This window comes from Achromobacter sp. JUb104 (genome assembly GCF_024806975.1).
Lineage (GTDB): Bacteria > Pseudomonadota > Gammaproteobacteria > Burkholderiales > Burkholderiaceae_B > Achromobacter > Achromobacter spanius.
The window spans coordinates 910204-936425 of record NZ_JANUEY010000001.1 but is presented as its reverse complement, the minus strand read 5'-3'; the positions used below and the strand labels follow the sequence as shown (position 1 = coordinate 936425).

Sequence of the window (26222 nt, the reverse complement as noted above, 5' to 3'; positions counted from 1 at the left end):
GCGGGCGCCTATCCAGAGTTCGTAGGGTATTTTCAGCACGTGCGCATTATTGCATTAACGGCCTGGAAATCGCGCCGCGGATGTGCGGTTCCACGACCAGCCGTGTCAAGCTATGGCAGGCGCCAACGCCCCTTAGTTCCCGCCGCCTTGCCAGACTACAATCCCGCCCATGCTGATCGTCATTCCGGGCGCCCTGCCCGCCCTTCCCGTTGCCGCCGAACTGGCCAAACTGCTACCCGAGCGTGCCCCCACGCTGCACCACTGGCTGCTGGCCGGCTCCGCCCGCGCCACGCCGTTTGATGTGCGTGCCCACGGCTGTACCGCGTTCGAATCCTGGCAACTGAACCGCGCGGGCTACCAGGCCGAACCCGGCCTGCTGCAAGGCGCGGGGCTGGGGCCCTTGCTGGCGGGCGACCAAGCCCCTGCCGGCCAGGCCGTGTGGCTGGCCGAGTTGGTCCATTTGGCATTGGGGGCCGACCAAGCCAATTTGCTGGACCCCGGCCAAATGGAATTGCGCGCACAGGAATCCGACGCCCTGCTGGACACGGCGCGCCCGCTGTTTGACGGCACGGGTTTCGCCGTCCACGCGCTGTCACCCCAACGCTGGCGCTTGACGCTGCCCGAGGGCTTGCGTCCGCAGACCGCGTCGCCGCAGGTAGTGGCCGGCCACCGGCTGAACGAATGGTGGCGCCAAGACGCCGAAACCCGCCCCTGGCGCCGGCTGCTCAATGAAATTCAGATGGCGTGGCACGAACACCCCGTCAACGACGACCGCGCCGCGCGCGGCCTGCCCCCGGTCAACGCCTTGTGGCTGTACGGCGGCGGCACGCCCTGGACGGCCACGCCTGCCGGTGCCGAGTACGTGCTGACCGGGCTGGACGCCCCGCAACGGACGGGCGACTGGTCCGGCTGGCTGGACGCCTTGGCCGAACTGGATGCGCAGCACCTGCGCCCGCTGGCCGGCAAGCATGGCCTGCCCGCCGCCCCCACCGAACTGCTGCTGCTGGGCGACGACCGCCAAGCCGCGCTGACCCTGAAACCGCGCGGGGGCCTGCTTGGCTTGCTGCCCGCGCCCAAGAAAAACTGGAGCGCCTGGTGGTCTCACCCCGCTTAACGACCCGACCCGCCGCCCTGGAAGCCTGCCGCATCCTGGAAGCGTCGGGCATCCATCCGCTGCTGGCCCGCCTGTGGGCCGCGCGCGGCGTCACGCATCCTGATCAAACCAAGCTGGCGTGGCCGTCGCTGCTGCCGCCCGCCGGCCTGACCCATTCCGCGCACGCGGCCGGTGTGCTGGCCGACGCCATCCAGGCCGGCAAGAAGCTCTTGATCGTGGCCGACTACGATTGCGACGGCGCCACCGCCTGCGCGGTCGGCCTGCGCGCCCTGTCCGCCATGGGCGCCGATGTCGACTTCCTGGTGCCCAACCGCTTTGAAACCGGCTATGGCCTGTCGCCCGCCGTGGTCGAGCTGGCCGTGCGCCACCGCAGCGGCAAGCCCGACATCATCATCACCGTGGACAACGGCATCGCCAGCGTCGACGGCGTGGCCGCCGCCAACGATGCCGGCATCGGCGTGGTCATCACCGACCACCACTTGCCGGGCGACACCTTGCCCGACGCGCTGGCCATCGTGAACCCGAACCAGCCCGGCTGCGGTTTCCCGTCCAAGAACCTGGCGGGCGTGGGCGTGATCTTCTACATGATGCTGGCCTTGCGCGCCGAGCTGCGCCGCCGTGGCGTCTACCCGGCCGATGGCGGCCCGCGCCTGGATGCTCTGTCGGACTTGGTGGCCTTGGGCACCGTGGCCGACGTGGTCAAACTGGACGCCAACAACCGCCTGCTGGTCACGCAAGGCCTGCAACGCATGCGCAGCGGCCGCCTGCAACCTGGCCTGCGCGCGCTGTTTGCCGTGGCCGGCCGCGAACCGCGCAGCGCCAATGGTTTCGACCTGGGCTTTGCGCTGGGCCCCCGCATCAACGCGGCCGGCCGCCTGGCCGACATGAGCCTGGGCATTGCCTGCCTGACCACCGACGACGAAGCCCAGGCGCTGGAAATGGCGCGCGAGCTCGACAACATCAACCGCGAACGCCGCACCATCGAAGCCGAAATGCGCGAGCAGGCCCTGGCCGCCATGGAAGAACCCAACGCGTCGGCGGGCGCCACGGTCTGTGTGTTCGACCCCGGCTGGCACCAGGGCGTGGTGGGCCTGGTGGCCTCGCGCCTGAAAGAAAAATTCTGGCGCCCCACCTTGGCCTTCGCGCCCGCGGGCGACGACGAAATCCGGGGGTCGGGCCGTTCGATTCCCGACGTACACCTGCGCGATGCGCTGGACCTCGTATCCAAGCGCCATCCCAACCTGATCCGCAAATTCGGCGGCCACGCCATGGCCGCCGGCTTGACGCTGGGCCGCGCCGACTTCCCCGCCTTCGCCCCCGCTTTCGACGCGGCCGTGCGCGAACTGACCGGCCGCGACACCTTCGAACCGGTCATCGAAACCGATGGGTCCTTGGAGTCGGGCTACGCCAACGCCGAAGTCGCCGGCATGCTGCAACAGCAAGTCTGGGGCGCGGGCTTTGCCGCCCCCTTGTTCCTGGACGAATTCACCGTGCGCAACCAGCGCCTGGTCGGTGAAAAGCACCTGAAGCTGTCCCTGGAACGCGGCCACCAGCGTTTTGACGCGATCTGGTTCGGCCACGACCAGTCGCTACCGGAACATATACAGGCGGCGTACCGGCTGGAACAAAACGTGTGGAACGGGATGGTATCGGTGCAGTTGGTGATCGAACACGCTGGGTAAAAAGCGGATTCACATCCGTAGGATGGGTGAAGCGCGGCAAAGTCCGCGCAAGAACGAAGGTGTAGAACGCGCGCAACCCATCAAACAACGCCGAATTCTCATGGGTCGTACCTAAATTCTCATGGGCCGTACCTACACGGCGGCGGCCGGCTGATGGGTTACGCGCGTCCCGCACCTGAATTCTTGCCCGCGCATTCCCGCGCTTCACCCATCCTACGAGCTGCGCGCCCGCTCGCCCCCATCCGTCCCCCCCGTCTTACAACACCCGCCCGCGCTATTGCCCCATCCACGGTAAAATGCCAGGTTTCGCACAAAAGTCATCAGGAATCATCATGGAAGCCGAACGTCAGAACCAGCTCGCAGCCCGCCTCGCCGATTACGCGGAGCGCGAACAGGCTCTACGGAGGTATCTTTGACTACGATGCCAAAGCTGAACGCCTGCACGTTGTAAACGCCGAGCTTGAAGACCCGGCGGTCTGGAACGACCCCAAGCACGCCCAAGACCTGGGCCGTGAAAAGAAAGCCCTGGAAGACGTGGTGGAAACGCTCACCGGTCTGGGCACGGGCCTGGCCGACGCCAATGAATTGTTCGAACTGGCCGAGGCCGACGACGACGATTCCACCCTTGAATCTATTGAAAAAGACGCCGACGCGTTCCAGGAAAAGCTCGAAAACCTGGAATTCCGCCGCATGTTCTCCAATCCGGCCGATCCGCTGAACTGCTTCCTGGACATCCAGGCGGGCGCGGGCGGCACGGAAGCGCAGGACTGGGCCTCGATGCTGCTGCGCCAGTACCTCAAGTACGCCGAGCGCAAGGGCTTCAAGGTTGAAGTGCTGGAAGAATCCGAAGGCGACGTCGCGGGCATCAAGTCGGCCACCATCAAGATGGAAGGCGAATACGCCTTTGGCTACCTGCGCACCGAAACCGGCGTGCATCGCCTGGTCCGCAAGAGCCCGTTCGATTCCTCCGGCGGTCGCCACACGTCGTTTGCCAGCGTCTTCGTGTACCCGGAAGTCGACGAATCATTCGAAGTTGAAGTGAACCCCGCCGACCTGCGCGTGGACACCTACCGCGCGTCCGGCGCGGGCGGTCAGCACATCAACAAGACCGATTCCGCCGTGCGCCTGACGCACATCCCCACGGGCATCGTGGTGCAGTGCCAGAACGACCGTTCGCAGCACCGCAACCGCGCCGAAGCCATGCAGATGCTGAAGTCCAAGCTCTACGAACTGGAAATGCGCAACCGCATGGCCGAACAGCAGAAGCTGGAAGACTCCAAGACCGACGTGGGCTGGGGCCACCAGATCCGTTCCTACGTGCTGGACCAGAGCCGCATCAAGGACCTGCGCACGAACGTTGAAATCTCCAACACGCAAAAAGTGCTGGACGGCGACCTGGATCCCTTCATCCAGGCCAGCCTGAAGCAAGGCGTTTAAGTTTGTCGCGATACTTCCGCTAACCGCACCCAGAGGTCCACGAATGTCTGACACCATCGCAATCCTTACCGGCGCTTCGCGCGGCATCGGCGCCGCCATGGCGCGCGGCCTGCTCAAACCGGGCACCCGCCTGATCACGCTGGCGCGCCGCGAAGACCCTGAACTGGCCGCCTACGCGCGGTCGCAGGATGTGCAACTGGAACAACTGTCCGTGGACCTCTCGGACCTGAAGGCGGCGGAAACCGCGGCCGAACGCATCTGCTCGGCCCTGCCGCGCGATGCCAAGCGCTATCTGCTGATCAACAATGCGGGCACGGTCCACCCCGTGGCCGGCACCGACGCCCTGATCGACAGCGCGGCCATCACCGCCGCGTTCAATCTGAACGTCACCGCCGTCATGCTGCTGACCGCGCGCTTTTTGGCCGCCGTCGAAGACCTGAAGGCAGACCGCCGCGTGCTGAACATCTCGTCCGGCGCGGGCCGCAACCCGAACGCCGGCTGGGGCGTCTACTGCGCCACCAAGGCCGCGCTGGACATGTATTCGCGCGTGGTCAAGCAGGAACAAGGCGATGACGGCGCGCGCATCGTCGCGCTGGCCCCCGGCATCGTCGACACCGACATGCAGGTCGCCATCCGTTCCAGCGACCCCGACAGCTTCCCGGCGCTGGCCAAGTTCCAGGACTTCCACGCCACCGGCAAGCTCGCTTCGCCCGCCAACGTGGCCGCCCGCATCCTTGCCTACCTGGATCGCGAAGATTTCGGCACGACCGAAATCGACGACATCCGCAATTACGACTGATCCCCTTACCATGACCGACCACTCGACCACTCCGGCACCCGCCCAGGATGAAAACCGCTTGATCGCCGAACGGCGCGCCAAGCTGGCCAAACTGCGCGAAACCGGGGTCGCGTACCCCAACGATTTCGTTCCGGACGCCCGCGCCGCCGCGCTGCACGACAAGTACGACGGCGAAGAACAGGAAGCCCTGGCCGCTGCCGCCGTCACCGTCAAGGTCGCCGGCCGCATGATGCTCAAGCGCGTCATGGGCAAGGCCAGCTTCGCCACGCTGCAAGACAGCACCGGCCGCATCCAGATCTACCTGGACCGTGGCACGCTGGGCGAAGACAACTACGCCGCGTTCAAGCAATGGGACATCGGCGACATCATCGCGATCGAAGGGTCGGTCTTCAAGACCAACAAGGGCGAACTGTCGGTGCACGCCGCCACCGCCCGCCTGCTGTCGAAGTCGCTGCGCCCGCTGCCGGACAAGTTCCACGGCGTGGCCGACCAGGAACTGCGCTACCGCCAGCGCTACGTTGACCTGATCATGACGGACGCCACGCGCCGCACGTTCGAAGCGCGCAGCAAGGCCGTGGGCAGCATTCGCCAGTTCATGCTGAACGCCGGCTTCCTGGAAGTCGAAACGCCCATGCTGCACCCCATTCCGGGTGGCGCGGCGGCCAAGCCGTTCGTCACGCACCACAATGCGCTGGACATGGAAATGTACCTGCGCATTGCGCCCGAGCTCTACCTGAAGCGCCTGATCGTCGGCGGCTTCGAGCGCGTGTTCGAAGTCAACCGCAACTTCCGCAACGAAGGCGTCAGCCCGCGTCACAACCCTGAATTCACGATGATGGAGTTCTACGCGGCCTTTGCGGAATACCGCTGGCTGATGGACTTCACGGAAGAACTGATCCGCCAGGCGGCCATCTCGGCCACCGGCAGCGCCGTGCTGACGTATCAGGAACGCGAGCTGGACTTGTCCAAGCCGTTCGACCGCCTGACCATCTGCGAAGCCATCCTGAAGTACGCGCCGGGCTACACCCAGGAACAACTGGACGACCCCACCTTTGTACGCGCCGAATTGAAGAAGCTGGGCGCGGATGCCGACGGCCCGGTGCTGTCGCGCGCCGGCCTGGGCGCGCTGCAACTGGCGCTGTTCGAAGAGACGGCCGAAGCCAAGCTCTGGAACCCCACCTACATCATCGACTACCCGGTTGAAGTGTCGCCGCTGGCGCGCGCTTCCGACACGCGCGAAGGCATCACCGAGCGCTTCGAGCTGTTCATGACGGGCCGCGAAATCGCCAACGGCTTCTCGGAATTGAACGACCCCGAAGACCAGGCCGAACGCTTCCGCTCGCAAGTGGAAGCCAAGGATGCCGGCGACGAAGAAGCCATGTTCTACGACGCGGACTACATCCGCGCGCTGGAATACGGCATGCCTCCGACGGGCGGCTGCGGCATCGGCATCGACCGCCTGGTCATGCTGCTGACCGACAGCCCCAGCATCCGCGACGTCATCCTGTTCCCGCACCTGCGTCGTGAAGACTAAAGGCTGCTTGGCCAAGGCCGCATCATGATCTTCAAGATCCTGATGCTGCTGCTGATTGCGGCGGGGCTGATCTACTGGATCAAGCAACCCCGCCGCGTCTTGCCGGCTTCGCCCTACGTCTCCGCGCGGCCGCGCCGGCCGGTGTTCATTGCCTTGTGCATCGCCGCCGCGATCTCCGCGGTGGCATCGCTGCTGTCCGCGCTGCTGTGGATGGGTGGCGTGGCGGGCGGCGTCACCGGTGGCGGCTATCACGGCGAGGCCGACTTCCTGCTGCCCGTGGCGGGTTCTTTGCTGGCGCTGGCCGTGGCCTGCGCCGTGGGCGCCTATATCAAGCGTCGGTAGCCTAAGCCGGCAAGGGCAAGGGCCAGGCCCCCGCGCCCGCGGGCAAGGCCGGCAGCGACGCCAGCAACATCGCATCAATGAACTCGGCGGGCGCCAGGCGCCCGCCCGGCTTGTACCACTGCACCGTCAGGTTCATCGCCCCCAGCACGCAACGCTTGATGACGCGCGCATCGCCCTTGATCATGCCCGCATCCACCGCGCCGGCCACGACGGACTGCCACATCGCCTCGTAGCGATCGCTTAACGCCTTAACCGCCGACTGGCTGGGCGCGGACAGGCTGCGCCATTCATACACCAGCGCGTTCATGGCGTCGCCCCCCGCGCCTTGCAACATGCTCCACATGTGTACGCGAAACAGCGCGGCCAGGCGATCGGCCGGCGCGTCGTAATGCGCCAGCGCCCGCTCGCCGCCGTCGATCACTTCCTGGATGCCGTTGTTCATGACGGCCACCAATATTTCTTCTTTGCTGCGAAAGTGGTGGAACAGGCTGCCGGATTGCAAGCCCACGGCGCGGGCCAGTTCGCGCACGGTGGTGCGCTCGTAGCCATGCTTGCAGAACAGCCTGCCGGCCGTCAGCACCAGCTCGCGGCGGCGCTCCGACTCCGTGCCTTCATCGCGCGGCACGACGGCCGCGGTCTTGTTCATGACAGCTCACAGTCTCTGGATGATGGTCGCCGTGGCCATGCCATGGCCGATGCACATCAGTTGCATGCCGATCTCGCCCTCGGTCGCTTCAAGCCCGGCCAGCATCTTGGCCATCAAGCCCGCGCCGGTCGCACCCAAGGGATGGCCGTGCGCAATGGCGCCGCCCCACGGATTCACGCGCGACGGCTTGGCATCGAGCTCGCGCTGCCAGGCCAGCACCACGCTGGCGAAGGCCTCGTTGATTTCGATCCAATCGATGTCCTCCAAGGCCAGGCCGGCGCGCGCCAAGGCCATGCGCGCAGCCGGAATCACGCCCGTCAACTGCATCACGGGGTCCGACCCGACCACCACCCGCGCCAGGAATCGGGCACGCGGCCGCAGCCCGTCTGACAGCGCCGTGTCGTGGTCGGCCAACAATACCGCCGCCGCCCCGTCCGCCAATTGGCTGGCGTTGGCGGCGGTGACACCGCCCTGCCCCGCCGGCCGCATCGCCGGCGCCATGGCCGCCATGCGCGCTGCGTCAGTGGTTTCGCGTATGCCTTCGTCGCGATGCACTGCGGCCTGCGCACCCGGCAGCAATTCCGCATGCAGCCCGGCGCGCGCGGCGGTCCAGGCGCGTGCATGGCTTTCGCGCGCCCAGTCATCCATATCTGCCTGCGACAAGCGCCAGTGGTCGGCAATGCGTTCCGCGCTTTCAATCTGGTGAATCAGGGCATGGCGTTCCAGCAGCGCCGGGTTCAGCGATTCAAAACCCTTGAATTCGCTTTGCCCCAAGGTCACGTCCAGGAACATCGGCACGCGGCTCATGCTTTCAACGCCGCCGGCCACCACATAGCGCATGTCGCCCGCGGCGATGGCTTGCGCGCCAAAGTGCACCGCCTGCTGGCTGGATCCGCACATGCGGTTAAGCGTCACGCCCGGCACGCTTTCCGGCAAGGTCGACAGCATCGCCGCCAGGCGCCCCACGTTCGCGCCCTGCTCGCCCGCCTGGCTGACGCAGCCCGCGATCAAGTCCTCGACCTTTTCGCCGGGCAAGCCGGCGCGCGCCAGCAAGCCGTCCACCGTCTGCGCCAGCAGCGTATCGGGCCGCGTGTCGGCCCACCATCCGCCGCGCCGGCCAAACGGCGTGCGCACCGCTTCCACGATCACGGCTTCGTTCATGCCATCGTCTCCTCAACGTAGAGCATTTCAATTTCTTTGGCGTAGGTGCGATAGATGCTGGCGCGGCGCACTTTCATCGTGGCCGTCACCTCGCCATCGTCATGATCCAGTTCCTTGGTCAGCAGGTGAAACCGCTTGATTTGCGACACGGGCGCAAGCCCCGCGTTGGCGCGCGACACTTCCTGCTGCACCAGTTCGCGCACTTCCGCCGTTTCGGCCAGCGACCGGAAATGCGTGAACGCAATGCGGCGCGACTCGGCCCACTTGCCCACCGTGTCGAACTCAAGCTGGATCAGCGCCGACACGAACTTGCGGCCATCGGCAATGACGATGCATTCCTTCACATATGGGCTGCCCTTGACGGCGTTTTCAATTTCAGATGGCGTCAGGTTCTTGCCGCCCGCCGTGATCATGATGTCTTTCAAGCGGTCCACGATGCGCACGCGCCCGTCTTGTTCCGCCACCACGTCGCCCGTGTACAGCCAGCCGTCGCGCACGGTATCGGCCGTGGCATCCGCGTTCTTGTAATAGCCCTGGAACACCATGTCGCCGCGCACCAGCAGTTCGCCGGCGTCACCCATTTTCCATTCCACGCCCAGAATCGGTTCGCCCACCGTGCCTACTTTCACGCGGTCGGGATGCTGGCCGAAGATCATGCCGGCCGATTCCGTCAGGCCATACACTTCCAGCAGCGGCACGCCCAGGGTGCGGAAATAGCGCACCACGTCAGGCGGGATGGGCGCGGCGCCGGTCATGGCCACGCGCACGCGCCGCAAGCCGATGAAGTTCTGCAAGGCGCGCAGCACCAGCCAGTACCACAGCGTATGGGTCCATCGTTCGCCCATGCTGTACTGCGCGGGTGACTTCTCCAGGAAGGGCGCGCAGCGCGCCAATGCCTGCCGGTACAGCCACTGCTGCAAGCGCCCCGCTTCCTGCATCTTGATCGAAATCGATGCGTGCAGCTTTTCCCAGATGCGCGGCACGCCCAGGAAGATCGTCGGCGCGACTTCGCGCAGGTCTTCCTGCACCGTGCGGATGGATTCGCCAAAGTTCACCTGCGACCCCAGATACAGCGGCACGAAGGTGGACAGCATTTGCTCGGCCACGTGGCACAGCGGCAGGTACGACAGATGCACGCTATGCGCATCCATCGACAGCCGGTCGGCGATACCCGGCGCCACACCGCGCATATTGCGGTAGCTGAGCATCGCGCCCTTGGGCTTGCCGGTGGAGCCGGACGTATAAATCATCAGCCCGGTTTCATCCAGGCGCTGCGCATCCAGCGCGGCGTTCAAGGCGGTAAGTTCGGCGGCCTCGCGGCGCGCGCCCTCGGCTTCGATCTCGGCAAAGCTCACGATCCGTTCGCGCTCGGCCGGCGCGTAGGAACGCAAACCCTTGGTTTCGATCATCACAATGCGGCGCAGCAGCGGCAAACGGTGCGCCACCTGCAGCACCTTGTCGGTCTGTTCCTGGTCTTCGCACACCACCAGCTCAACGTCGGCGTGCTCCAGCACATAGCCCATTTCCTCGGCCGGGCTGGTTGGATACACACCCACCGCCACGCCGCCCACCGTGCCCGCCCCCAACTGGGTCAGCAACCACTCCACGCGGTTCTCGGACACGATGGCAACCCGGCCGCCCACGCTCAGGCCCAGGGCGCGCAGGCCCAGCCCTACGTGGCATGCCCGCTGCCAGTAGCCGGCCCAGTTCAGCGGCTTCCAGATGCCAAAGTCCTTTTGCCGGATGGCTATGGCCTCGGGCTGCCGCCGCGCCTGTTCGCGCAGCATCTGCGGCAAGGTCAGTTCGGGCCAAACGGCGGGGTCAATCAACGCAACCATGGCCTTGTCCTTCATGACAGCCAGCGCTTGCGGCGCTTGTAGTGCTTGATGTCGCGAAAGCCGCGCGCGTCGCCCGTGCCGCCCACGCCCAGATAGAACTCGCGCACGTCCGGGTCGGCGGCCAGCTTGTCAGCCGAGCCGTCGATGACCACCTTGCCGGTCTCCATGATGTAGCCGTAGTGCGCCACGGCCAGCGCCACCGACGCATTCTGCTCAACCAGCAGCATCGACACGCCCTGCTCGGCGTTGATGCGGGCGATGATGGAAAAGATGCTCTCGACCAGCATTGGCGACAAGCCCAGCGACGGTTCGTCCAGCAGCATCAACCTGGGTTGAGCGATCAGCGCGCGCCCGATGGCCAGCATCTGTTGCTCGCCCCCGGACAAGTAGCCCGCCAAGCCGCGCCGTCGTTCGAACAGACGCGGAAAATAGCCGTACACCAGGTCGAAGTCCACGCGCGCGTCGGGCCGTCCCGTCAGCGCGTAGGTGGCCGCCACCAGGTTTTCCTCCACGGTCAGGTCTTCGAACACGCGACGGCCCTCCATGACGTGCGCCAGGCCCGCGCGCACCAGGTTCTGCGGCTTGGTGCCCGCCGTATCACCGCCGTTGAAGGCAATGTGCCCGCGCACCAGTTCCCCGTCCTCCAGGTCCAGCAAGCCGGACACGGCCTTCAGCGTGGTGGATTTGCCGGCGCCGTTGCTGCCCAGAAGCGCCACGATGCTGCCGGCCGGCACCGACAGGGACAAGCCGCGCAGCACCTGCACCGCCTTGTTGTAGACGACCTCGATATTGTTGATGTCCAACACCGCCGCGGGCGCGGCGGCGGTGGTCGATGCCGATGTCTGTGCCAACTGCGCGTGTTGTCCCAGGTTCACAGCCGCCTCACTTCAGCACGATCCAGTCGGACGCCGGCACCATCTGCTTTTGCTTCACATCGGCGCGATAGATGCGGCCCACCGGAATGGAGTTGCCCTTTATCGTGACCGGCACGCCAATCAAGCCACCTGTGTCGAAGTCCTTGATGCCATCCAGCGCGGCCTTCATGTTGGCGCTGGTCAGCTCCTTGCCGGCATCCAGCGTGCGCTTGGCCACTTCCGAAAACAGCATCGCCGCCAGGAAGCCCTGCATATAGCCGGTGCTTTGGTACTGCGGACGCATTTCGCGGATCTTCTTCAACATCGGCGCATCGCCCTCGGTGTCGTAGTAGTAGCGATAAGGCATCACGCCCATGAAGCCCTCGGCATCTTCGCCCATCTGCATCACGGTGGAGTTGTCCATGGTCCAGAACGTGCCCATGTAACGGGTCTTCAAGCCCATGCGCTTGCCCTGTCCGACGAATTCCGGAATGGGCGCCAGCACATAGCCGTGGAAGATGGTGAAGTCCGGGTCTGCCCGGCGCAGCTTGATCACTTCGGTCGACACATCCACGCTGCCCGGTGGCGTCATGATTTCGGTGGCGACTTTCAGCCCCAGCTTTTCCGCCACGGCGCGCGAGCTGGCAATGGGGTCGCGGCCAAACTCGGTGTCGGAATACACAAAGGCCACTTTCGCGCCCGGCTGCTCCTTGGCGATGTAGCGCAGCAGAATGCCGAACATCTCGGTGTAGTCCGGCCCCAGCATGAACTGCGCCGGATACTTGGCGGGGTCGTTCAGTTCAGTCGCGAACGACGCACCGGTCATCAGGATGTCGCCGGTGCGGTTCAATTCCGCGTTGATGGTCTTCGAAAAGCCGGTGGAATCACCGTAGTAGAAGTTCACCTTGTTCTGGCTGGTGATTTTCTTGAAGGCCGCCACCGACGCATCCACCTTGTAGGCCGTGTCTTCCGGCACGTAGCGCAGCTTGCGGCCCTTGATGCCGCCTTGTTCGTTGATGATCTTTACATAGTCGGAAATGCCGGCGTGGATGCCCTGCCCGGCAAACGCGAACACGCCGCTCAAGGGAATGGACCCGCCCAGCACGAGGTCGTCCGCCGCCTGTGCTGCCGGCGCCGCCGCCAATGCCGCCGCCAGGCCCAACGGGGCCAACAACTTCGATAAACCGCTGCCTATCCGGATGCGCTTCATGATGTGTCTCCTTGGGTCTTGTAGGTGTTGCAATGCGTTTTGCAATCGGCCAGTCAGCGTTCAGGTCCGGAATGGCCACAGGTGGAAGAAGCGGCGTACGCGCCGCCAGATTTCCGCGAGCCCATGCGGCTCGAAGATCAAAAAGCCCACGATCAGCAGGCCGAAAACAATGGTGCGCACGGGCGACACCAGGCGCAGCGCGTCGCCGCCCACGGGCAGCCAGCCCACGATGAGCTTGAGCAGTTCGGGCACCATGGTCATGAACACCGCGCCCAGAATGGCCCCCAGGATCGACCCCATGCCACCCACGATGATGGCGGCCAGGAAGAAGATGGACATGATCAGCGGAAAGCTCTCGGGCGTGACCACGCGAAAGAAGTACGCCCACAACCCGCCCGCCACGCCCGCATAAAACGACGACAGGCCGAACGACAGCAGCTTGTACCGCAGCAAGTGGATGCCCAGCACTTCAGCCGAGATGTCGCGGTCGCGGATGGCGATGAACGCGCGCCCGATGCGGGTGCGAAACAGGTTCGCCGCGCCCAGCACCATCAGCACCGTTACCGGCACGATCAGCCAATAGATCTTGAAGGACGTATCCAGGTCCACGCCCAGCACGCGCGCGGGCGGCACCTGCAAGCCGCTGGTTCCGCCCGTGAATTCCCAGTTCGCAAAAATGAAGTGCGCAATGAACGAGGCGGCAATGGTCGAAATCGCCAGGTACAAACCCTTGACGCGCAGCGACGGAATGCCCACCAGCAAGCCGCCCAGCATCGCCACCACGCCGCCGCCCAACAGGTTGACCAGCACCGGCGTGCCCAGCCGCAGTTCCATCACTGCCACCGTGTACGCGCCCAGCCCCATGAACGCGGCCTGCCCCAGGCTGACCAGCCCGGTATAGCCCGTCAGGATGTTCAAGCCCGTGGCGCTGGCGATGTTGATGGCGACCAGGCACGCCAGGTACAGCCAATAGGCGTCCGCCACAAAGGGAAACAGCACGAGCGACGCCGCCAGCAAGGCCAGCCAGACATGCTGGGTGCGCGTGTCGAACAGGGCTTCGTCGGCCAGATAAGTCTGCTTCGCGGTTGCGATGCGCATGGGTCAAAGCCTCTCGATTTCACGGGTGCCGAACAAGCCGTAGGGCCTGACCATCAACACCACGACCAGCACGATGAAAGTGGCCAGCAGCTTGAATTCGCCGCCCAGGTAGGCGCCCGCCCAAGCCTCCAGCAAACCGATGAACACGCCACCCACCAGCGCGCCCGCCACACTGTCCAGCCCACCCACGATCACCACTACCAGCACCGACAGGCCAAACACGCCCATCGACGAGGAGATGCCGCCGATGGCGCCCACGATCACGCCGGATACGGCGGCCAATGCGCCGGCAGCGACCCACGCCAGCGAGAACACGCGCGGCACGTTGATGCCCATGGCATAGGCCGCGCCCTGGTCGGATGCCGTCGCCCGGAGCGCCACGCCGCCGCGCCAGTAGCGAAACACCACCAACACCAGCAGCGCCAGCACCACCGCCACCCAGAATCCGTAGAACACCTTGGGCGCCACGAAGGCTTCGCCGATCATCACGGGCGAGCGCGGCATGAATTCCGGCAGGCGGCGCTGGTCGGCCGTCCAGATCAGTTCCACCGCGCCCACCAGAATCGACGCCAGCCCCACCGTCACCATGAAGACCGAGATCGGGGCCTCGCCCAGCATCGGCCGTATGGTCAAGCGCTCGACCAAGGCGCCCAACGCGCCCGACACCACCACCGCGCCCACGATGGCCAGCCAGATCGGCCACGCCATGCTTGTTGCGAAGGCATAGAACACGTACGCGCCCAACATCAGGAATTCGCCGATGGCGATGTTCACGACGCGCGTCGCCTTGTAGACGATGACGAAGGCCAATGCCGCCAGCGCATACAGGCCGCCGCTGCCCAGGCCCGCCAGGCTGACCTCCAGGAAGAACAGCGCGTCCATCACGCGGCTTCCCGCAGGCGGCGGCGCAGGTCGCCCACATCGCCCGCGCCCAGATAGGCTTTGATGACTTCCGGGTTCGCCTGCACCTCGGCAGGCGTGCCGTCCGCGATCACCTGCCCGAAGTTCAGCACCACCACGTGATCGGACAGGTCCATCACCATGCCCATGTCGTGCTCCACCATCAGCACCGTCACGCCCCATTCAGATCGCGCATCCAGGATGAAGCGCGCCATGTCGTCCGTTTCTTCGCGGTTCATGCCGGCCACGGGTTCGTCCAGCATCAGCACCTTGGGCTGCATCGCCAGCGCGCGCGCCAGTTCCACGCGCTTGCGCAAGCCATACGACAAGGCCGCCACCGGAGCGTGACGGATATGGTCGATTTCAAGAAAGTCGATGATGCGTTCTTCGATGTCGGCCCGCAGCGCCATCTCTTCGCGGCGCGCCCGGCCCAGATAGAACAAGGCGTCCAGCACATTGGTGCGCAAGTGCGCGTGCCGCCCCAGCTTGATGTTGTCCAGCACCGTCATGCCGCGAAACAGCGCGATGTTCTGAAAGCTGCGCGCCAGGCCCAGCCGGGCGCGCTCCGGCGCCGCTACGCGGGTGATGTCCCGGCCTTCAAATCGGATGTGGCCCGTGGCCGGTTTGTAGAAGCCGGAAATGGTGTTGAACAGCGAAGTCTTGCCCGCGCCGTTCGGGCCGATGACTGTGGTGATGGTGCCGGGCGCCACGCTAAGCCCCACGCCGGTCAGCGCCTTGACGCCGCCAAACGCCAAGGTAACCCCATCCACCTCCAGCAAAGGAGCGTGCTTGGACTGATCCACCATTTGTCTCCTCGCTGATTGATCGCGAAGTTTTTTTGCCGCCTTGGGCGGACATTTTTTAAACGATGAATCGGCAACCCGCGAGGCAGGAGATGCAACGAACCTGTCTTTACCTACGCCAATCCAGCGCTGGAAAATCGTTCTATGCGGTAGCACTATGCGTTACGCTAGGTCTGCTTAAAACAAAACCAAGCAAGCGCTCGGTTCAGACCATAGCATCGCGGTTTTTGGATCGACAGTTGGTACTTACCCGATAACGGAGACAAGCCATGACCCAGGAACTTCCCGCGTTTCAAACGCTGCTGCTAGCGGTCGATGGCACCCTTGCCACCGTCACGCTGAACCGCGCTGATACGCTCAACGCCATCGACGTCGCCATGGCGCGCGACCTGCAACGCGCCGCGCAGTGGATCGAAACGCAGCCTGCCATCCGCGTCGTGCGCCTGTGCGCGGCGGGCAAGGCATTCTGCGCGGGCGGCGACATCAGTATGTTTACGGGCGAACCCGCGCAGGTCCGCGCCACCTTGCAGGATCTGTTCACGCCGCTTAACGATTTCGTCGCGCGTATCGCACGCATGAACAAGCTTTGGCTGGCGCAGGTGCATGGCGTGGCGGCGGGCGCGGGCCTGTCGCTGGTGCTGGCATGCGACCTGGCAATTGCCGAGGACGACACCCGCTTCATGACCGCATATCTGAAGCTGGGCGCCACGCCCGACGCCGGCATGACGCACGGCCTGGCCCGCGTGCTGGGCCCCAAGCGCGCCTTGGACCTGCTGCTGCGCCACGACCCCTTCACCGCGCGCGACGCGCTGGCCTGGGGCATCATCACCCGCAGCGTGCCCGCCAGCGAATTCGCCAAAGCCGCAGAACGCTACGCCGAGGATTTGGCGCGCCACGCGCCCCACGGCATCGCGGGCGCGAAAGACCTGCTGCGCTCAGCCGAGCATGCCTCGCTGGAAACGCAGTTGGCCAATGAAACGGCGCGCTTTCTGGACTCGGCCGCGCGCGCGGACTTTGCCGAAGGGGTGCGCGCATTCCGTGAAAAACGCGCGCCGGCGTTCAAGGGGTAAATCGGATAAACCCCATTCAGATAAGCCCCGTTCAGATAAGCGCCGTTCAGATAAGCGCCATGCGCTTTTCCACGGCCTGCGCCCAGCGCCGCGCCACGGTGGGCGATGTCGCGCAGGTTGCCGATTCCGTCACCACGCGCACGGCGCGCTCCAGCAATTGGATGTCGGCCTCGTGTTGGCGCGCCACATGCGGGTCTTCGAAGAAGATCACGCGTTGGCATTGATGTTCAAGCACCAGCTCGGCGATCTGGGCGTCGCCACCAAGCGGTCCGCTCAGGTAGCGATGCACCCAGGGCTTGTCTTTCGGCCACCCGCGCGACCAAGCCAGGTCATTCAGCCGTCCGCCCGTCGTGCCCGTCGCCACGCGGCGCGCAAATTGCGACAGCACATCGAAATGCTCGCTTGCGAACGCCACCATCTCGTCCTTGAGCGCATCGTGGGCAATCATGGCCAAGGTCTGGCCAGAAAAATTGAACAAGCGCGACACGGACGCATCCGGCGCCAGTCCCGCGTGCAGGCGTTCGACTTCCATCCATTCGATCGCGCCCGCCAAGGTCGAAATGAACGGTCGACCGTGGGTGATGCACTGCCGCTTCAACGCCAGCGCCTCCGGAAAAATCGACGACGGATCCACGGGGTCGATCAGATAGATTGCCCCGTCAAAGGGCGCCTGCCCATCACGTCCTTCGGTCACGCGGGCCACCAGCTTCATCAGCCCGCCTTCGCGTCCATAGGGATAGCGAACCAGGCCGCTATAGCCTTGCAGCATGCCTTCGCGCACGATGGCGTCATGCGTGCGGCCGACGGTGTGCAGTTGCACGCCAAGCTCGCGTATGGTGGACGAACACGCGCGTAGCCAGGTAAACAAGGCGGCGTCGGGGGTTTCGTGGTGCAGACGGTTGGCGGCCAGGCCAAAGCGCAGTTGGGCAGCGGGCATCAGTAGACTCGAACAAGTAGGGGTCACAACGTGCGGATCCCTGATGATACCGTGGCCGCCCTTGCCGCGGCATGACGGCCGCGCAAACAAAAACGCCCCCTGTCGGGAGCGTTGTTCGCGTCGGCGGGTCAGTCCGCTTCGTCTATCCAGGCCATCTGGATGGCCTCAAGGATTTTCTCGCCACAGTGGGCGGGGTCGTCGTTGAATTCAGGCAATGCCATGACCCATTCGCGCAACTGCGTAAAACGCAGCGTCTTGGGGTCGACGTCGGGGTGCGCGTCGACCAGGGCGGCGGCTATGTCGTAGGTATCGGTCCACTTCATCAATGGCCCTCTTTGGCGTGGTTGATGGTGTACTTCGGAATTTCTACCGTCAGGTCCGTGTCGGTCACCAACGCCTGGCACGACAGGCGCGACGTCGGCGTCAGGCCCCAGGCCTTGTCCAGCAGGTCTTCTTCGTCATCCGTTGCGTCTTCCAACGCGGAATAACCTTGCTTGATGACCACGTGACAGGTCGTGCACGCACACGACAATTCGCAGGCGTGCTCGATGTCGATGTGGTTGTCCAGCAATACACGACAGATCGACACGCCCTTGGGCGCGTCTTCAATCACGGCGCCTTCCGGGCAGTAGTCGGGATGAGGCAATACAGTCAGTTTCGGCATAACGTCTTTTCAGGCAATCTCATCAAGTTTGCGGCCGGCCAACGCAGCGCGAATGCTGCGATCCATGCGGCGCGCGGCAAAGTCGTCGGTAGCGGCCGACAAGGCTTGCACCGCGGCTTTTACCGTTTCCACATCGTCCGCGGCCTGCGCGTCGATGGCAGCCTGCAGGCATTCGTCGACGCGCTTGCGTTCGTCAGCATCCAGCAAGTCACCGTCCACAGCCAGCGCCGCCTGCACCGATTCCACCAGCTGGCGCGCGTCCACTTGCTGCTCGCGCAACATGCGCGCGCGGGCGTCCGTATCCGCCTGCGCCACGCTGTCGGCCAGCATCTGCGCAATCTCGTCGTCGCCCAGGCCGTAGGACGGCTTGACCGAGACCGCGGCCTCGACACCCGTGCTTTGCTCGCGAGCAGTCACGCTCAGCAGCCCGTCGGCGTCCACCTGGAACGTCACGCGGATACGCGCCGCGCCAGCCACCATGGGAGGAATTCCGCGCAGTTCAAACCGTGCCAGCGAACGCGAATCCGCCACCAGGTCACGTTCGCCCTGCACCACATGAATGCTCATGGCCGACTGGCCATCCTTGAACGTGGTGAACTCTTGCGCGCGTGCCACGGGGATGGTGCTGTTGCGAGGAATCACGCGCTCAACCAGACCGCCCATGGTTTCCAGGCCCAATGACAGCGGGATCACGTCCAACAGCAGCCAGTCTTCGCCCGGCGCGCGGTTGCCGGCCAGCAAATTCGCTTGCAACGCGGCGCCCAGCGCCACCACTTGATCCGGGTCCAGATCGGTCAGCGGCTCGGTACCAAACACCTGGCCCACCGCAGCACGTACCACGGGCATGCGCGTTGCGCCGCCCACCATCACCACGCCACGCACGTCAGCCGGTTTCAGCGACGCATCGCGCAAGGCGCGACGCGCGCAATCCAGGGTGCGTTCGATCAGCGGCTGTGCCAACGCCTCGAACTCAGCGCGCGTCAACACCAGGTCAACGGCACGCCCGTCCGACAGCGGCAGCTTCAAAGTGGCGCTATCCGCCGTCGACAAGGCTTCACGCGCGGCGCGCGCGGCCATCAACAGGCCACGGCGGTCAGCGGGCGAAAACTCACCGGCGGCCAGCTTGGCCACCGCATGGTCGGCGATCAAGGCGTCGAAATCATCCCCGCCCAACGCCGTGTCGCCGCCAGTCGAAATCACTTCGAAAACGCCTTGCGTCAGACGCAAAATGGAAATGTCGAACGTGCCGCCGCCCAGGTCGTAAACCGCATAGACGCCTTCCGAAGCATGATCCAGGCCATAGGCAATGGCCGCGGCCGTCGGCTCGTTCAGCAGGCGCAGCACGTTCAGGCCCGCCAGGCGGGCGGCATCGCGCGTTGCCTGGCGTTGTGCGTCGTCAAAATAAGCGGGCACGGTAATCACCGCGCCAACCAGATCGTCGCCCAGCACGTCTTCGGCACGCTGCCGCAACACCGCCAGAATCTGCGCCGACACCTCAACGGGGCTCAGGTGGCCCTGCACCGTGCGAATGCGCACCATGCCGGGCGCATCCACAAATTCGTAAGGTGCCCGCGTGGCGCGCGCCTCGTCCAACGAACGGCCCATGAATCGCTTCACGGACACCACGGTGTTCAAGGGGTCTTCAGCCTGCTGCGCCAGCGGCTCGCGGCCGGTCGTGACTTTGCCGCCAGGAAAATAACGCACCGCCGACGGCAGCAAGGCATGGCCTTGCGCATCTGGCAGCACTTCAGCCACGCTGCTGCGCACCGCCGCAACGAGGGAATTGGTAGTGCCCAGATCAATGCCCACCGCCAGCTTGCGCTGGTGCGGCGCGGGCGACTCACCGGGCTCGGATATCTGCAATAAGGCCATGATTGTGTTCTTCTGGTCAGTGAGCGGCGGTGTGCTGGCGCCCGCTGCGGCAGGCGCCCCAACACAGGGTTCGCTATCCGGCGGGCTGGGCGTCTGCCAGCTCTTGCGCCAGCTTTTCCACGAACATCCATTCCCGCACTTTCAGGCCTGCGGCCGCGTAATCGCGCTCGTCGTCGAGCAGGCGTTTCAGCGTGGCGCGCATCGAAACACGCGCCTCTTCCAGCTCTGCCCGCAACGCCGCCATCGCATCAGTATCGTCGCGCGCGTCATCCAGCATCTCGCGCCACGTCATCTGCTGCATCAGGAAAGCCGTGTCCATGGACGTGTTGCTCTCAGTCTGCAAATCCACGCCTGCCTGTTCGCACAGATAGCGCGCCCGCAGCAAGGGATCTCGCAACACGCGGTAAGCCTCGTTGGCGCGCGCCGCCCACTGCATGGCGACGCGACGTTCCGCGGCGCTAGCTGTGGCGTAGCGATCAGGATGCACCTGCGCGGCAACAGCGCGCCAAGAGGTTTCCAAGGCTTGCGCGTCCAGATCAAAACGGGCGGGCAAGCCGAACAGCGTGAAATGGTCGTCTACAGCCAAGACTTACACCGTGAACGACTCGCCGCAGCCGCAGGTCGCCTTCTCGTTGGGGTTACGGAACTTGAAACCTTCATTCAGGCCTTCGCGGGCGTAATCCAGCTCGGTACCATCCAGGTAAGCCAAGCTTTTCGGGTCAATGAAGACCTTTACGCCAAAGCTCTCGAACACGACGTCTTCCGGCGCCGAGTCGTCCACGTATTCCAACTTGTAGGCCATGCCGGAGCAGCCCGTCGTCCTAACGCCGAGCCGCAAGCCAATCCCCTTTCCGCGCTTTTGCAAGTAGCGGCCGATGTGGTTGGCTGCCTGTTGGGTCAGGGTGACGGACATGATCAGCCTGCCACCGCTTCAGCCGGCGCCGAGTGCTTTTCTTTGTAGTTCTGCACCGCGGCCTTGATTGCGTCTTCGGCCAGGATGGAACAGTGCACCTTCACCGGCGGCAAGGCCAGCTCTTCGGCAATCTGCGTGTTGCGGATGTTCATGGCCTGATCCAACGTCTTGCCCTTGACCCATTCGGTCACGAGCGAGCTGGACGCGATGGCCGAGCCGCAGCCGTAGGTCTTGAAGCGCGCGTCTTCGATCACGCCGGCTTCATTCACCTTGATCTGCAGCTTCATGACGTCGCCACAGGCGGGCGCTCCGACCATGCCGGTGCCCACCGACTCGTCCGACTTGTCGAACGAACCGACGTTGCGGGGGTTTTCGTAGTGATCCAGAACTTTGGTGCTGTAAGACATGTTATTTCTCCACGAATTTCTTGGCGCGGGCGCTTAGTGCGCAGCCCATTGCACGGTGTTCAAGTCAATGCCTTCCTTGGCCATTTCCCACAGCGGCGACATATCGCGCAGCTTGCCAACGCGGCTCTTGAGCAATTCAATCGCGTAGTCCACTTCCTTTTCAGTCGTGAAGCGGCCCAGCGTGAAACGAATGGAACTGTGCGCCAACTCGTCATTACGACCCAGGGCGCGCAGCACGTACGACGGCTCCAGGCTGGCCGACGTGCAAGCCGAACCGCTGGACACGGCCAGTTCCTTGATCGCCATGATCAGGGACTCGCCTTCGACGTAGTTGAAGCTGACGTTCAGGTTGTGCGGTACCCGCTGGTCCATGTCGCCGTTCAAATAGACCTCTTCGATCTGCGACAGGCCGTTCCAGAGACGGTCACGCAACATGCGGACTCGCTCGTTCTCGGTACCCATTTCTTCGCGAGCCAGGCGGAACGCCTCGCCCATGCCCACGATCTGATGCGTGGCCAGCGTGCCCGAGCGGAAGCCACGCTCGTGACCACCACCGTGCATTTGCGCTTCGATGCGGATACGCGGTTTGCGACGCACGTACAACGCGCCGATACCCTTGGGACCGTAGGTCTTGTGCGCCGAAAACGACATCAAGTCGACTTTCAGCTTTTGCAGATCGATTTCCACCTTGCCGGTCGCCTGAGCAGAGTCCACATGGAAAATGATGCCCTTCTCGCGGCAGATCTCGCCCAGCGTTTCGATATCCTGGACGACGCCGATCTCGTTGTTCACCATCATGACCGATACCAGCACGGTGTCGGGGCGCAGGGCCGCCTTGAAAGTGTCCAGATCAATCAGGCCGTCGTCCTTTACGTTCAAGTAAGTGACTTCGAAACCTTGGCGCTCCAATTCACGACAGGTATCCAGCACGGCTTTGTGCTCGGTCTTGACGGTGATGATGTGCTTGCCGCGTTCCGCGTAGAAATTCGCGGCGCCTTTGATGGCCAGGTTGTCGGATTCCGTTGCGCCGGACGTCCAGACGATCTCGCGCGGGTCGGCGTTGACCAGCTTGGCAACTTCTTCACGGGCGCGCTCAACGGCTTCTTCGGAATCCCAGCCATAAGCGTGGCTGCGCGATGCCGGGTTGCCGAAGTTCTCGTAAAGCCAAGGCACCATCTTGTCCACGACGCGTGGATCGACGGGTGTCGTGGCCGAATAATCAAAATAAATCGGGCGGGTGGTCATATCTACAACTCCTGATACTGCTTATACGGTGGCATTGGCCGCAACGGCCGTGGTCGGGGAATTGGCGGCAGCATTGGCGCCCCCTACCCGATTGACACGCACCGCGCAGGCCTGCGCTTGATTGCTGGCTTCCTGCAATTGGCGCACGCGCTGCTGATCGACCAGATCTTGCAGGGACACCGAATCCAGGTAATCGACCATCTTGCGATTCAACGTGGCCCAGAGCTCATGCGTCATGCACTTGCCCGGCTTGCCGTCATTGCCGCTCGTACAGTCCCGTTTGCCGCCACAGCTGGTGGCGTCCAGCGGCTCATCGACCGCGAAGATGATGTCAGCAACGGTCACGTTGCGCGCAAGACGCGCAAGCGAGTAACCGCCGCCCGGGCCACGTACGCTGTCCACGAGCTCGTGGCGACGCAGTTTCCCGAATAGCTGTTCCAGATAGGAAAGCGAAATGTTCTGACGCTGGCTGATGGCCGCAAGAGTGACCGGGCCGCTATGCTGGCGCATGGCGAGATCGATCATGGCAGTCACGGCGAAACGCCCTTTGGTAGTTAGCCGCATGGTGGGTTCCCTGTGATTCGGCAATGGCCGCCGGCGAATCCAGCGGTCAATACCCGAGTAATTGGGTCAAGTATAGCCTATTCCCGACTAATTTGGTATGGCTCCAGGCCAGAAAAAACCGCGCTGATGCGCGGTTTTTTCACTGCCATGTACCCCAAGAGCCGCACTGCTGGCGGCTCTACGTAAAAAGCGATCAGGCCGCTTGGTACTGGGTAGCGCGCTTGCGGACCAATTCCAGGACTCCCTGGCAGGCATCTTCCAGATAATCGAGAACCTTGCCAAAGCCATCGGCGCCACCATAGTACGGATCGGGCACGGTGGCCTCTTCGAACTCATTGGCAAAGCGCATCAGCAACATCAACTTGTGCTGATAGATTTTGGGGCACTGTTGTTGCATGGCGGACAGATTGTCCCAATCCATGGCGAGGATAAGATCAAAGTCGCGGAAATCTTCCGCGGTGACCTGACGCGCCTCACAGTGCGTGATCTCGTAGCCGCGCTTACGCGCCGCAGCCTGCGCCCGGGCATCAGGCGCCTCGCCAATGTGAAACGCGTGCGTGCCCGCGGAGTCGATGCGAACCACATCGCCCAAACCCGCGTCGTTCACCAAATGGCGAAACACGCCCTCTGCGCTCGGCGAGCGACAGATATTGCCCATGCAAACGAAAAGTACCTTGGTCATCATGGGAGTAAGTGTGCGGGAAAACCCGAGATAAGGCAAGCTTTTTTTGCAAATGAACAATTGGCCGCAAGCCACTATTCATTTTACCTTTGTCTTGGATAATCAATAGATTACAACGGACTTTAAAGGTTAAAGCTCACTAAAGAATCGGTCTGAAGGTGTGCATTGCGAAACTGACACCGTCAAGCCAATGAATTTGCCCGTTTTCAGCTTGCAGTAAGCAAGCTGCCCGCCCGATTGCCGGCGCAAATGGTCACACAGCTCCGTCCAAAAGCACGCGTTGCTTCAACGCGGTAAGCGCATCTCGCGCAGCGGCAGCCTGCTCGAATTCCAAGTTTCGGGCGTGGTCCATCATCAGTTTTTCAAGGCGCTTGAGTTCGCGAGCCAGGGCCTTTTCGTCCTTCAGGAATTCGGCCGGAACCGCTGCCTCCAGCGCATCGTGCTGCACCGGCGCTACGATGCCATCGATCAGCTCGCGCACGGCCTTGCGAACGCCGCGGGCCGTAATGCCGTTGTCGATGTTGAACTGTAGCTGCTTAGCACGTCGGCGACTGGTTTCCTCCATGGCGCGCTGCATCGAATCCGTAATGCGGTCCGCATACAGAATCGCGTGGCCATTCAAGTTGCGAGCGGCTCGGCCGATGGTTTGAATCAAGCTGCGCTCGGACCGCAGGAAGCCTTCCTTGTCCGCGTCCAGAATCGCCACCAGCGACACCTCCGGAATATCCAGGCCCTCGCGCAACAGGTTGATCCCCACCAGCACGTCGAACGTTCCAAGACGCAAATCGCGAAGAATTTCCACGCGTTCGACCGTGTCAATGTCGGAATGCAGATACCGAACCTTGACGCCATGCTCGCTCAGGAAGTCGGTCAGATCTTCCGCCATGCGCTTGGTAAGCGTCGTCACCAGAACGCGCTCGCCCACCGATACCCGGGCCTTGATCTGGCCAAGCAAATCATCCACCTGCGTGCGCGCCGGCAACACTTCCACCAACGGGTCGACCAGACCGGTCGGCCGCACAACCTGCTCCACAACATTGTCGGCATGTTCTTTCTCGTACGCAGCGGGAGTTGCCGACACGAACACGCACTGGCGCATCCGCACCTCGAATTCCTCGAGCTTGAGCGGCCGGTTGTCCAGCGCCGACGGCAGCCGGAACCCATATTGCACCAGGGTTTCCTTGCGCGATCGGTCCCCACGGTACATGCCGCTGAGCTGGCCGATGGTCACGTGGCTTTCGTCGATGAACATCAGGGCGTCGGAAGGCAGGTAATCAATGAGCGTGGGCGGAGGCTCCCCCGCCGCCGCACCCGACAGATGGCGGGAGTAATTTTCGATGCCCTTGCAGAAGCCCAGTTCCTGCAACATTTCCAGGTCGAACCGCGTCCGTTGTTCGAGGCGTTGCGCCTCGACAAGATGGCCGTCGTCGACAAACCGCTTCACCCGTTCGCGCAGTTCTTCCTTGATGGTTTCAATCGCACGCAACACCGTATCGCGGGGGGTTACATAGTGCGAACCGGGGTATACGGTGAAACGGGGCAACTTCTGGCGGATGCGGCCGGTCAGCGGATCAAAAAGCTCCAGGCTTTCGATCTCGTCATCAAACAGCGTCAGGCGCAGCGCCAACTCCGCGCTTTCCGCAGGGAAAATATCGATGGACTCGCCTCGCACCCGGAATACGCCACGGGTGAATTCAGCGTCATTGCGCGTATATTGCATCGCCACCAGGCGCGCCAGGATTTCCCGCCGCGAGATCTGATCCCCGCTGCGCAGAATCAGCACCATCGCGTGGTAGTCGCCCGGGTTACCGATACCGTAGATGCACGACACGGTCCCCACGATGATCGTATCCCGCCGCTCGAGCAGGCTCTTGGTGGCCGACAGCCGCATTTGCTCGATGTGTTCATTGATGGACGAATCCTTCTCAATAAACAGATCGCGCGTCGGCACATAGGCCTCGGGCTGGTAGTAGTCGTAGTAGGAAACGAAGTACTCGACCGCGTTCTTTGGAAAGAACTCGCGCATTTCCGCGTACAACTGTGCCGCGAGCGTCTTGTTCGGTGCCAGCACCAACGCGGGACGCCCCAAGCGGGCGATCACGTTGGCCATGGTGTAGGTCTTGCCCGAGCCCGTAACGCCTAGAAGCGTCTGGAACATCAGGCCGTCTTCTATCCCTTGCTGCAAGCCGTCAATGGCGGCGGGCTGGTCGCCTGCTGGGGGATAGGGTTGGAACAACTGGTACGGGCTGCCTGGATACTCGACGAAACGGGGTTCGACGCGGGGTTCGACGCTGGTTCCAGGCACGGCCTCAGACGCTGCCGGCACCACAGAATCCGTAGCGGGATTCTGAGCCAGATCTCCCGCGCCGCTTGGGTCTATTGGGCTGTTTGGCATGCTAGACTGTTCCAGGGTAAACCCCCCATTATCCACAGCACCTCGTACTGCGTCC

Annotated in this window: 26 protein-coding genes; 7 read left to right on the top strand and 19 right to left on the bottom strand. The window is 63.7% G+C overall.

The window, feature by feature from the left end:
- Positions 1–169: 169 nt before the first annotated feature.
- From M2361_RS04380 to M2361_RS04355, 6 genes are all read left to right on the top strand, one after another.
- Entirely contained in the window at positions 170–1114 is a 945-nt protein-coding gene (locus M2361_RS04380; protein ID WP_259246391.1) for a hypothetical protein, read from the top strand.
- Positions 1096–2796 (top strand): single-stranded-DNA-specific exonuclease RecJ, encoded by a 1701-nt coding sequence (gene recJ, locus M2361_RS04375; RefSeq protein WP_259246389.1) that lies wholly within the window; start codon positions 1096–1098, stop codon positions 2794–2796. Before M2361_RS04380 ends, recJ begins: the two co-directional genes overlap by 19 nt.
- Positions 2797–3128: 332 nt before the next feature.
- Positions 3129–4233 (top strand): peptide chain release factor 2 gene (gene prfB, locus M2361_RS04370; protein ID WP_100856261.1). Its coding sequence is split into 2 segments (ribosomal slippage): positions 3129–3209 and positions 3211–4233, totalling 1104 coding nucleotides; the frame shifts between segments, so codons are not numbered across the junction.
- Between the two features lie 43 nt (positions 4234–4276).
- Complete coding sequence (locus M2361_RS04365) at positions 4277–5032, top strand: SDR family oxidoreductase (RefSeq protein WP_259246388.1); 756 nt, start codon at positions 4277–4279, stop codon at positions 5030–5032.
- Between the two features lie 10 nt (positions 5033–5042).
- A complete protein-coding gene (lysS, locus tag M2361_RS04360) occupies positions 5043–6566 on the top strand; it encodes a lysine--tRNA ligase (RefSeq protein WP_259246387.1) in 1524 nt (507 codons plus the stop codon).
- A gap of 24 nt (positions 6567–6590) precedes the next feature.
- Entirely contained in the window at positions 6591–6908 is a 318-nt protein-coding gene (locus tag M2361_RS04355; protein WP_259246386.1) for a preprotein translocase subunit TatB, read from the top strand.
- Position 6909: 1 nt separating this feature from the next.
- Here the strand turns inward: M2361_RS04355 and M2361_RS04350 are convergent, their stop codons facing one another.
- From M2361_RS04350 to M2361_RS04315, 8 genes are all read right to left on the bottom strand, one after another.
- The gene (locus M2361_RS04350; RefSeq protein ID WP_259246385.1) at positions 6910–7554 is read right to left on the bottom strand and encodes a TetR/AcrR family transcriptional regulator; all 645 of its coding nucleotides are present in this window, start codon (positions 7552–7554) and stop codon (positions 6910–6912) included.
- Positions 7555–7560: 6 nt separating this feature from the next.
- Positions 7561–8715: a thiolase family protein gene (locus tag M2361_RS04345; RefSeq protein WP_259246384.1), complete on the bottom strand. Its 1155-nt coding sequence runs from the start codon at positions 8713–8715 to the stop codon at positions 7561–7563.
- Positions 8712–10553: an AMP-dependent synthetase/ligase gene (locus M2361_RS04340; RefSeq protein WP_404976264.1), complete on the bottom strand. Its 1842-nt coding sequence runs from the start codon at positions 10551–10553 to the stop codon at positions 8712–8714. The genes M2361_RS04345 and M2361_RS04340 overlap by 4 nt, the downstream gene beginning before the upstream one ends.
- A gap of 11 nt (positions 10554–10564) precedes the next feature.
- Positions 10565–11359 carry an ABC transporter ATP-binding protein gene (locus tag M2361_RS04335; RefSeq protein ID WP_167401130.1) on the bottom strand — a complete coding sequence of 265 codons (795 nt, stop codon included), beginning with the start codon at positions 11357–11359 and terminating at the stop codon, positions 10565–10567.
- A gap of 76 nt (positions 11360–11435) precedes the next feature.
- Complete coding sequence (locus M2361_RS04330; RefSeq protein ID WP_050445304.1) at positions 11436–12617, bottom strand: ABC transporter substrate-binding protein; 1182 nt, start codon at positions 12615–12617, stop codon at positions 11436–11438.
- 60 nt (positions 12618–12677) lie between these two features.
- Complete coding sequence (locus M2361_RS04325; protein WP_100856268.1) at positions 12678–13715, bottom strand: branched-chain amino acid ABC transporter permease; 1038 nt, start codon at positions 13713–13715, stop codon at positions 12678–12680.
- A 3-nt stretch (positions 13716–13718) separates the two neighbouring features.
- Entirely contained in the window at positions 13719–14597 is an 879-nt protein-coding gene (locus M2361_RS04320) for a branched-chain amino acid ABC transporter permease (protein WP_100856269.1), read from the bottom strand.
- Positions 14597–15421: an ABC transporter ATP-binding protein gene (locus M2361_RS04315; protein ID WP_259246381.1), complete on the bottom strand. Its 825-nt coding sequence runs from the start codon at positions 15419–15421 to the stop codon at positions 14597–14599. Before M2361_RS04315 ends, M2361_RS04320 begins: the two co-directional genes overlap by 1 nt.
- Before the next feature lie 266 nt (positions 15422–15687).
- Between M2361_RS04315 and M2361_RS04310 the strand changes: the two genes are divergently transcribed.
- On the top strand, positions 15688–16488 hold the full coding sequence (locus M2361_RS04310) for an enoyl-CoA hydratase/isomerase family protein (RefSeq protein ID WP_259246380.1): 801 nt from the start codon (positions 15688–15690) through the stop codon (positions 16486–16488).
- Positions 16489–16534: 46 nt separating this feature from the next.
- Here M2361_RS04310 and M2361_RS04305 read toward each other — a convergent pair whose 3' ends face one another.
- The 11 genes from M2361_RS04305 to uvrB form a co-directional block, all read right to left on the bottom strand.
- Positions 16535–17425: a methylglyoxal synthase gene (locus tag M2361_RS04305; protein ID WP_259246379.1), complete on the bottom strand. Its 891-nt coding sequence runs from the start codon at positions 17423–17425 to the stop codon at positions 16535–16537.
- Between the two features lie 128 nt (positions 17426–17553).
- The gene (gene iscX, locus M2361_RS04300; protein WP_100856274.1) at positions 17554–17748 is read right to left on the bottom strand and encodes a Fe-S cluster assembly protein IscX; all 195 of its coding nucleotides are present in this window, start codon (positions 17746–17748) and stop codon (positions 17554–17556) included.
- Complete coding sequence (gene fdx / locus M2361_RS04295; RefSeq protein WP_006225293.1) at positions 17748–18089, bottom strand: ISC system 2Fe-2S type ferredoxin; 342 nt, start codon at positions 18087–18089, stop codon at positions 17748–17750. Before fdx ends, iscX begins: the two co-directional genes overlap by 1 nt.
- Before the next feature lie 9 nt (positions 18090–18098).
- Complete coding sequence (gene hscA / locus M2361_RS04290; RefSeq protein ID WP_259246377.1) at positions 18099–19961, bottom strand: Fe-S protein assembly chaperone HscA; 1863 nt, start codon at positions 19959–19961, stop codon at positions 18099–18101.
- Positions 19962–20034: 73 nt separating this feature from the next.
- Positions 20035–20547: a Fe-S protein assembly co-chaperone HscB gene (gene hscB, locus M2361_RS04285; RefSeq protein WP_259246376.1), complete on the bottom strand. Its 513-nt coding sequence runs from the start codon at positions 20545–20547 to the stop codon at positions 20035–20037.
- Between the two features lie 3 nt (positions 20548–20550).
- The gene (gene iscA / locus M2361_RS04280) at positions 20551–20874 is read right to left on the bottom strand and encodes an iron-sulfur cluster assembly protein IscA (RefSeq protein WP_050445294.1); all 324 of its coding nucleotides are present in this window, start codon (positions 20872–20874) and stop codon (positions 20551–20553) included.
- Positions 20875–20876: 2 nt separating this feature from the next.
- On the bottom strand, positions 20877–21281 hold the full coding sequence (iscU, locus tag M2361_RS04275; protein ID WP_006220174.1) for a Fe-S cluster assembly scaffold IscU: 405 nt from the start codon (positions 21279–21281) through the stop codon (positions 20877–20879).
- 33 nt (positions 21282–21314) lie between these two features.
- Positions 21315–22526 (bottom strand): IscS subfamily cysteine desulfurase, encoded by a 1212-nt coding sequence (locus tag M2361_RS04270; RefSeq protein ID WP_259246373.1) that lies wholly within the window; start codon positions 22524–22526, stop codon positions 21315–21317.
- A gap of 21 nt (positions 22527–22547) precedes the next feature.
- Complete coding sequence (iscR, locus tag M2361_RS04265; protein ID WP_050445292.1) at positions 22548–23090, bottom strand: Fe-S cluster assembly transcriptional regulator IscR; 543 nt, start codon at positions 23088–23090, stop codon at positions 22548–22550.
- A gap of 193 nt (positions 23091–23283) precedes the next feature.
- Positions 23284–23775, bottom strand: coding sequence for a low molecular weight protein-tyrosine-phosphatase (locus M2361_RS04260; RefSeq protein WP_259246370.1), 492 nt, complete (start codon positions 23773–23775; stop codon positions 23284–23286).
- A gap of 250 nt (positions 23776–24025) precedes the next feature.
- Positions 24026–26167, bottom strand: a complete 2142-nt coding sequence (gene uvrB, locus M2361_RS04255) for an excinuclease ABC subunit UvrB (RefSeq protein ID WP_259249234.1) — start codon at positions 26165–26167, stop codon at positions 24026–24028.
- Between the last annotated feature and the right edge of the window lie 55 nt (positions 26168–26222).

Coding starts and splice junctions, on each gene's coding strand:
- M2361_RS04380 (WP_259246391.1), top strand. CDS start 170: ATGCTGATCGTCATTCCGGGCGCCCTGCCCGCCCTTCCCGTTGCCGCC.
- M2361_RS04365 (WP_259246388.1), top strand. CDS start 4,277: ATGTCTGACACCATCGCAATCCTTACCGGCGCTTCGCGCGGCATCGGC.
- lysS (WP_259246387.1), top strand. CDS start 5,043: ATGACCGACCACTCGACCACTCCGGCACCCGCCCAGGATGAAAACCGC.
- M2361_RS04355 (WP_259246386.1), top strand. CDS start 6,591: ATGATCTTCAAGATCCTGATGCTGCTGCTGATTGCGGCGGGGCTGATC.
- M2361_RS04350 (WP_259246385.1), bottom strand. CDS start 7,554: ATGAACAAGACCGCGGCCGTCGTGCCGCGCGATGAAGGCACGGAGTCG.
- M2361_RS04345 (WP_259246384.1), bottom strand. CDS start 8,715: ATGAACGAAGCCGTGATCGTGGAAGCGGTGCGCACGCCGTTTGGCCGG.
- M2361_RS04340 (WP_404976264.1), bottom strand. CDS start 10,553: ATGGTTGCGTTGATTGACCCCGCCGTTTGGCCCGAACTGACCTTGCCG.
- M2361_RS04330 (WP_050445304.1), bottom strand. CDS start 12,617: ATGAAGCGCATCCGGATAGGCAGCGGTTTATCGAAGTTGTTGGCCCCG.
- M2361_RS04325 (WP_100856268.1), bottom strand. CDS start 13,715: ATGCGCATCGCAACCGCGAAGCAGACTTATCTGGCCGACGAAGCCCTG.
- M2361_RS04320 (WP_100856269.1), bottom strand. CDS start 14,597: ATGGACGCGCTGTTCTTCCTGGAGGTCAGCCTGGCGGGCCTGGGCAGC.
- M2361_RS04315 (WP_259246381.1), bottom strand. CDS start 15,421: ATGGTGGATCAGTCCAAGCACGCTCCTTTGCTGGAGGTGGATGGGGTT.
- M2361_RS04310 (WP_259246380.1), top strand. CDS start 15,688: ATGACCCAGGAACTTCCCGCGTTTCAAACGCTGCTGCTAGCGGTCGAT.
- M2361_RS04305 (WP_259246379.1), bottom strand. CDS start 17,425: ATGCCCGCTGCCCAACTGCGCTTTGGCCTGGCCGCCAACCGTCTGCAC.
- iscX (WP_100856274.1), bottom strand. CDS start 17,748: ATGAAGTGGACCGATACCTACGACATAGCCGCCGCCCTGGTCGACGCG.
- fdx (WP_006225293.1), bottom strand. CDS start 18,089: ATGCCGAAACTGACTGTATTGCCTCATCCCGACTACTGCCCGGAAGGC.
- hscA (WP_259246377.1), bottom strand. CDS start 19,961: ATGGCCTTATTGCAGATATCCGAGCCCGGTGAGTCGCCCGCGCCGCAC.
- iscA (WP_050445294.1), bottom strand. CDS start 20,874: ATGTCCGTCACCCTGACCCAACAGGCAGCCAACCACATCGGCCGCTAC.
- iscU (WP_006220174.1), bottom strand. CDS start 21,281: ATGTCTTACAGCACCAAAGTTCTGGATCACTACGAAAACCCCCGCAAC.
- M2361_RS04270 (WP_259246373.1), bottom strand. CDS start 22,526: ATGACCACCCGCCCGATTTATTTTGATTATTCGGCCACGACACCCGTC.
- iscR (WP_050445292.1), bottom strand. CDS start 23,090: ATGCGGCTAACTACCAAAGGGCGTTTCGCCGTGACTGCCATGATCGAT.
- M2361_RS04260 (WP_259246370.1), bottom strand. CDS start 23,775: ATGATGACCAAGGTACTTTTCGTTTGCATGGGCAATATCTGTCGCTCG.
- uvrB (WP_259249234.1), bottom strand. CDS start 26,167: ATGCCAAACAGCCCAATAGACCCAAGCGGCGCGGGAGATCTGGCTCAG.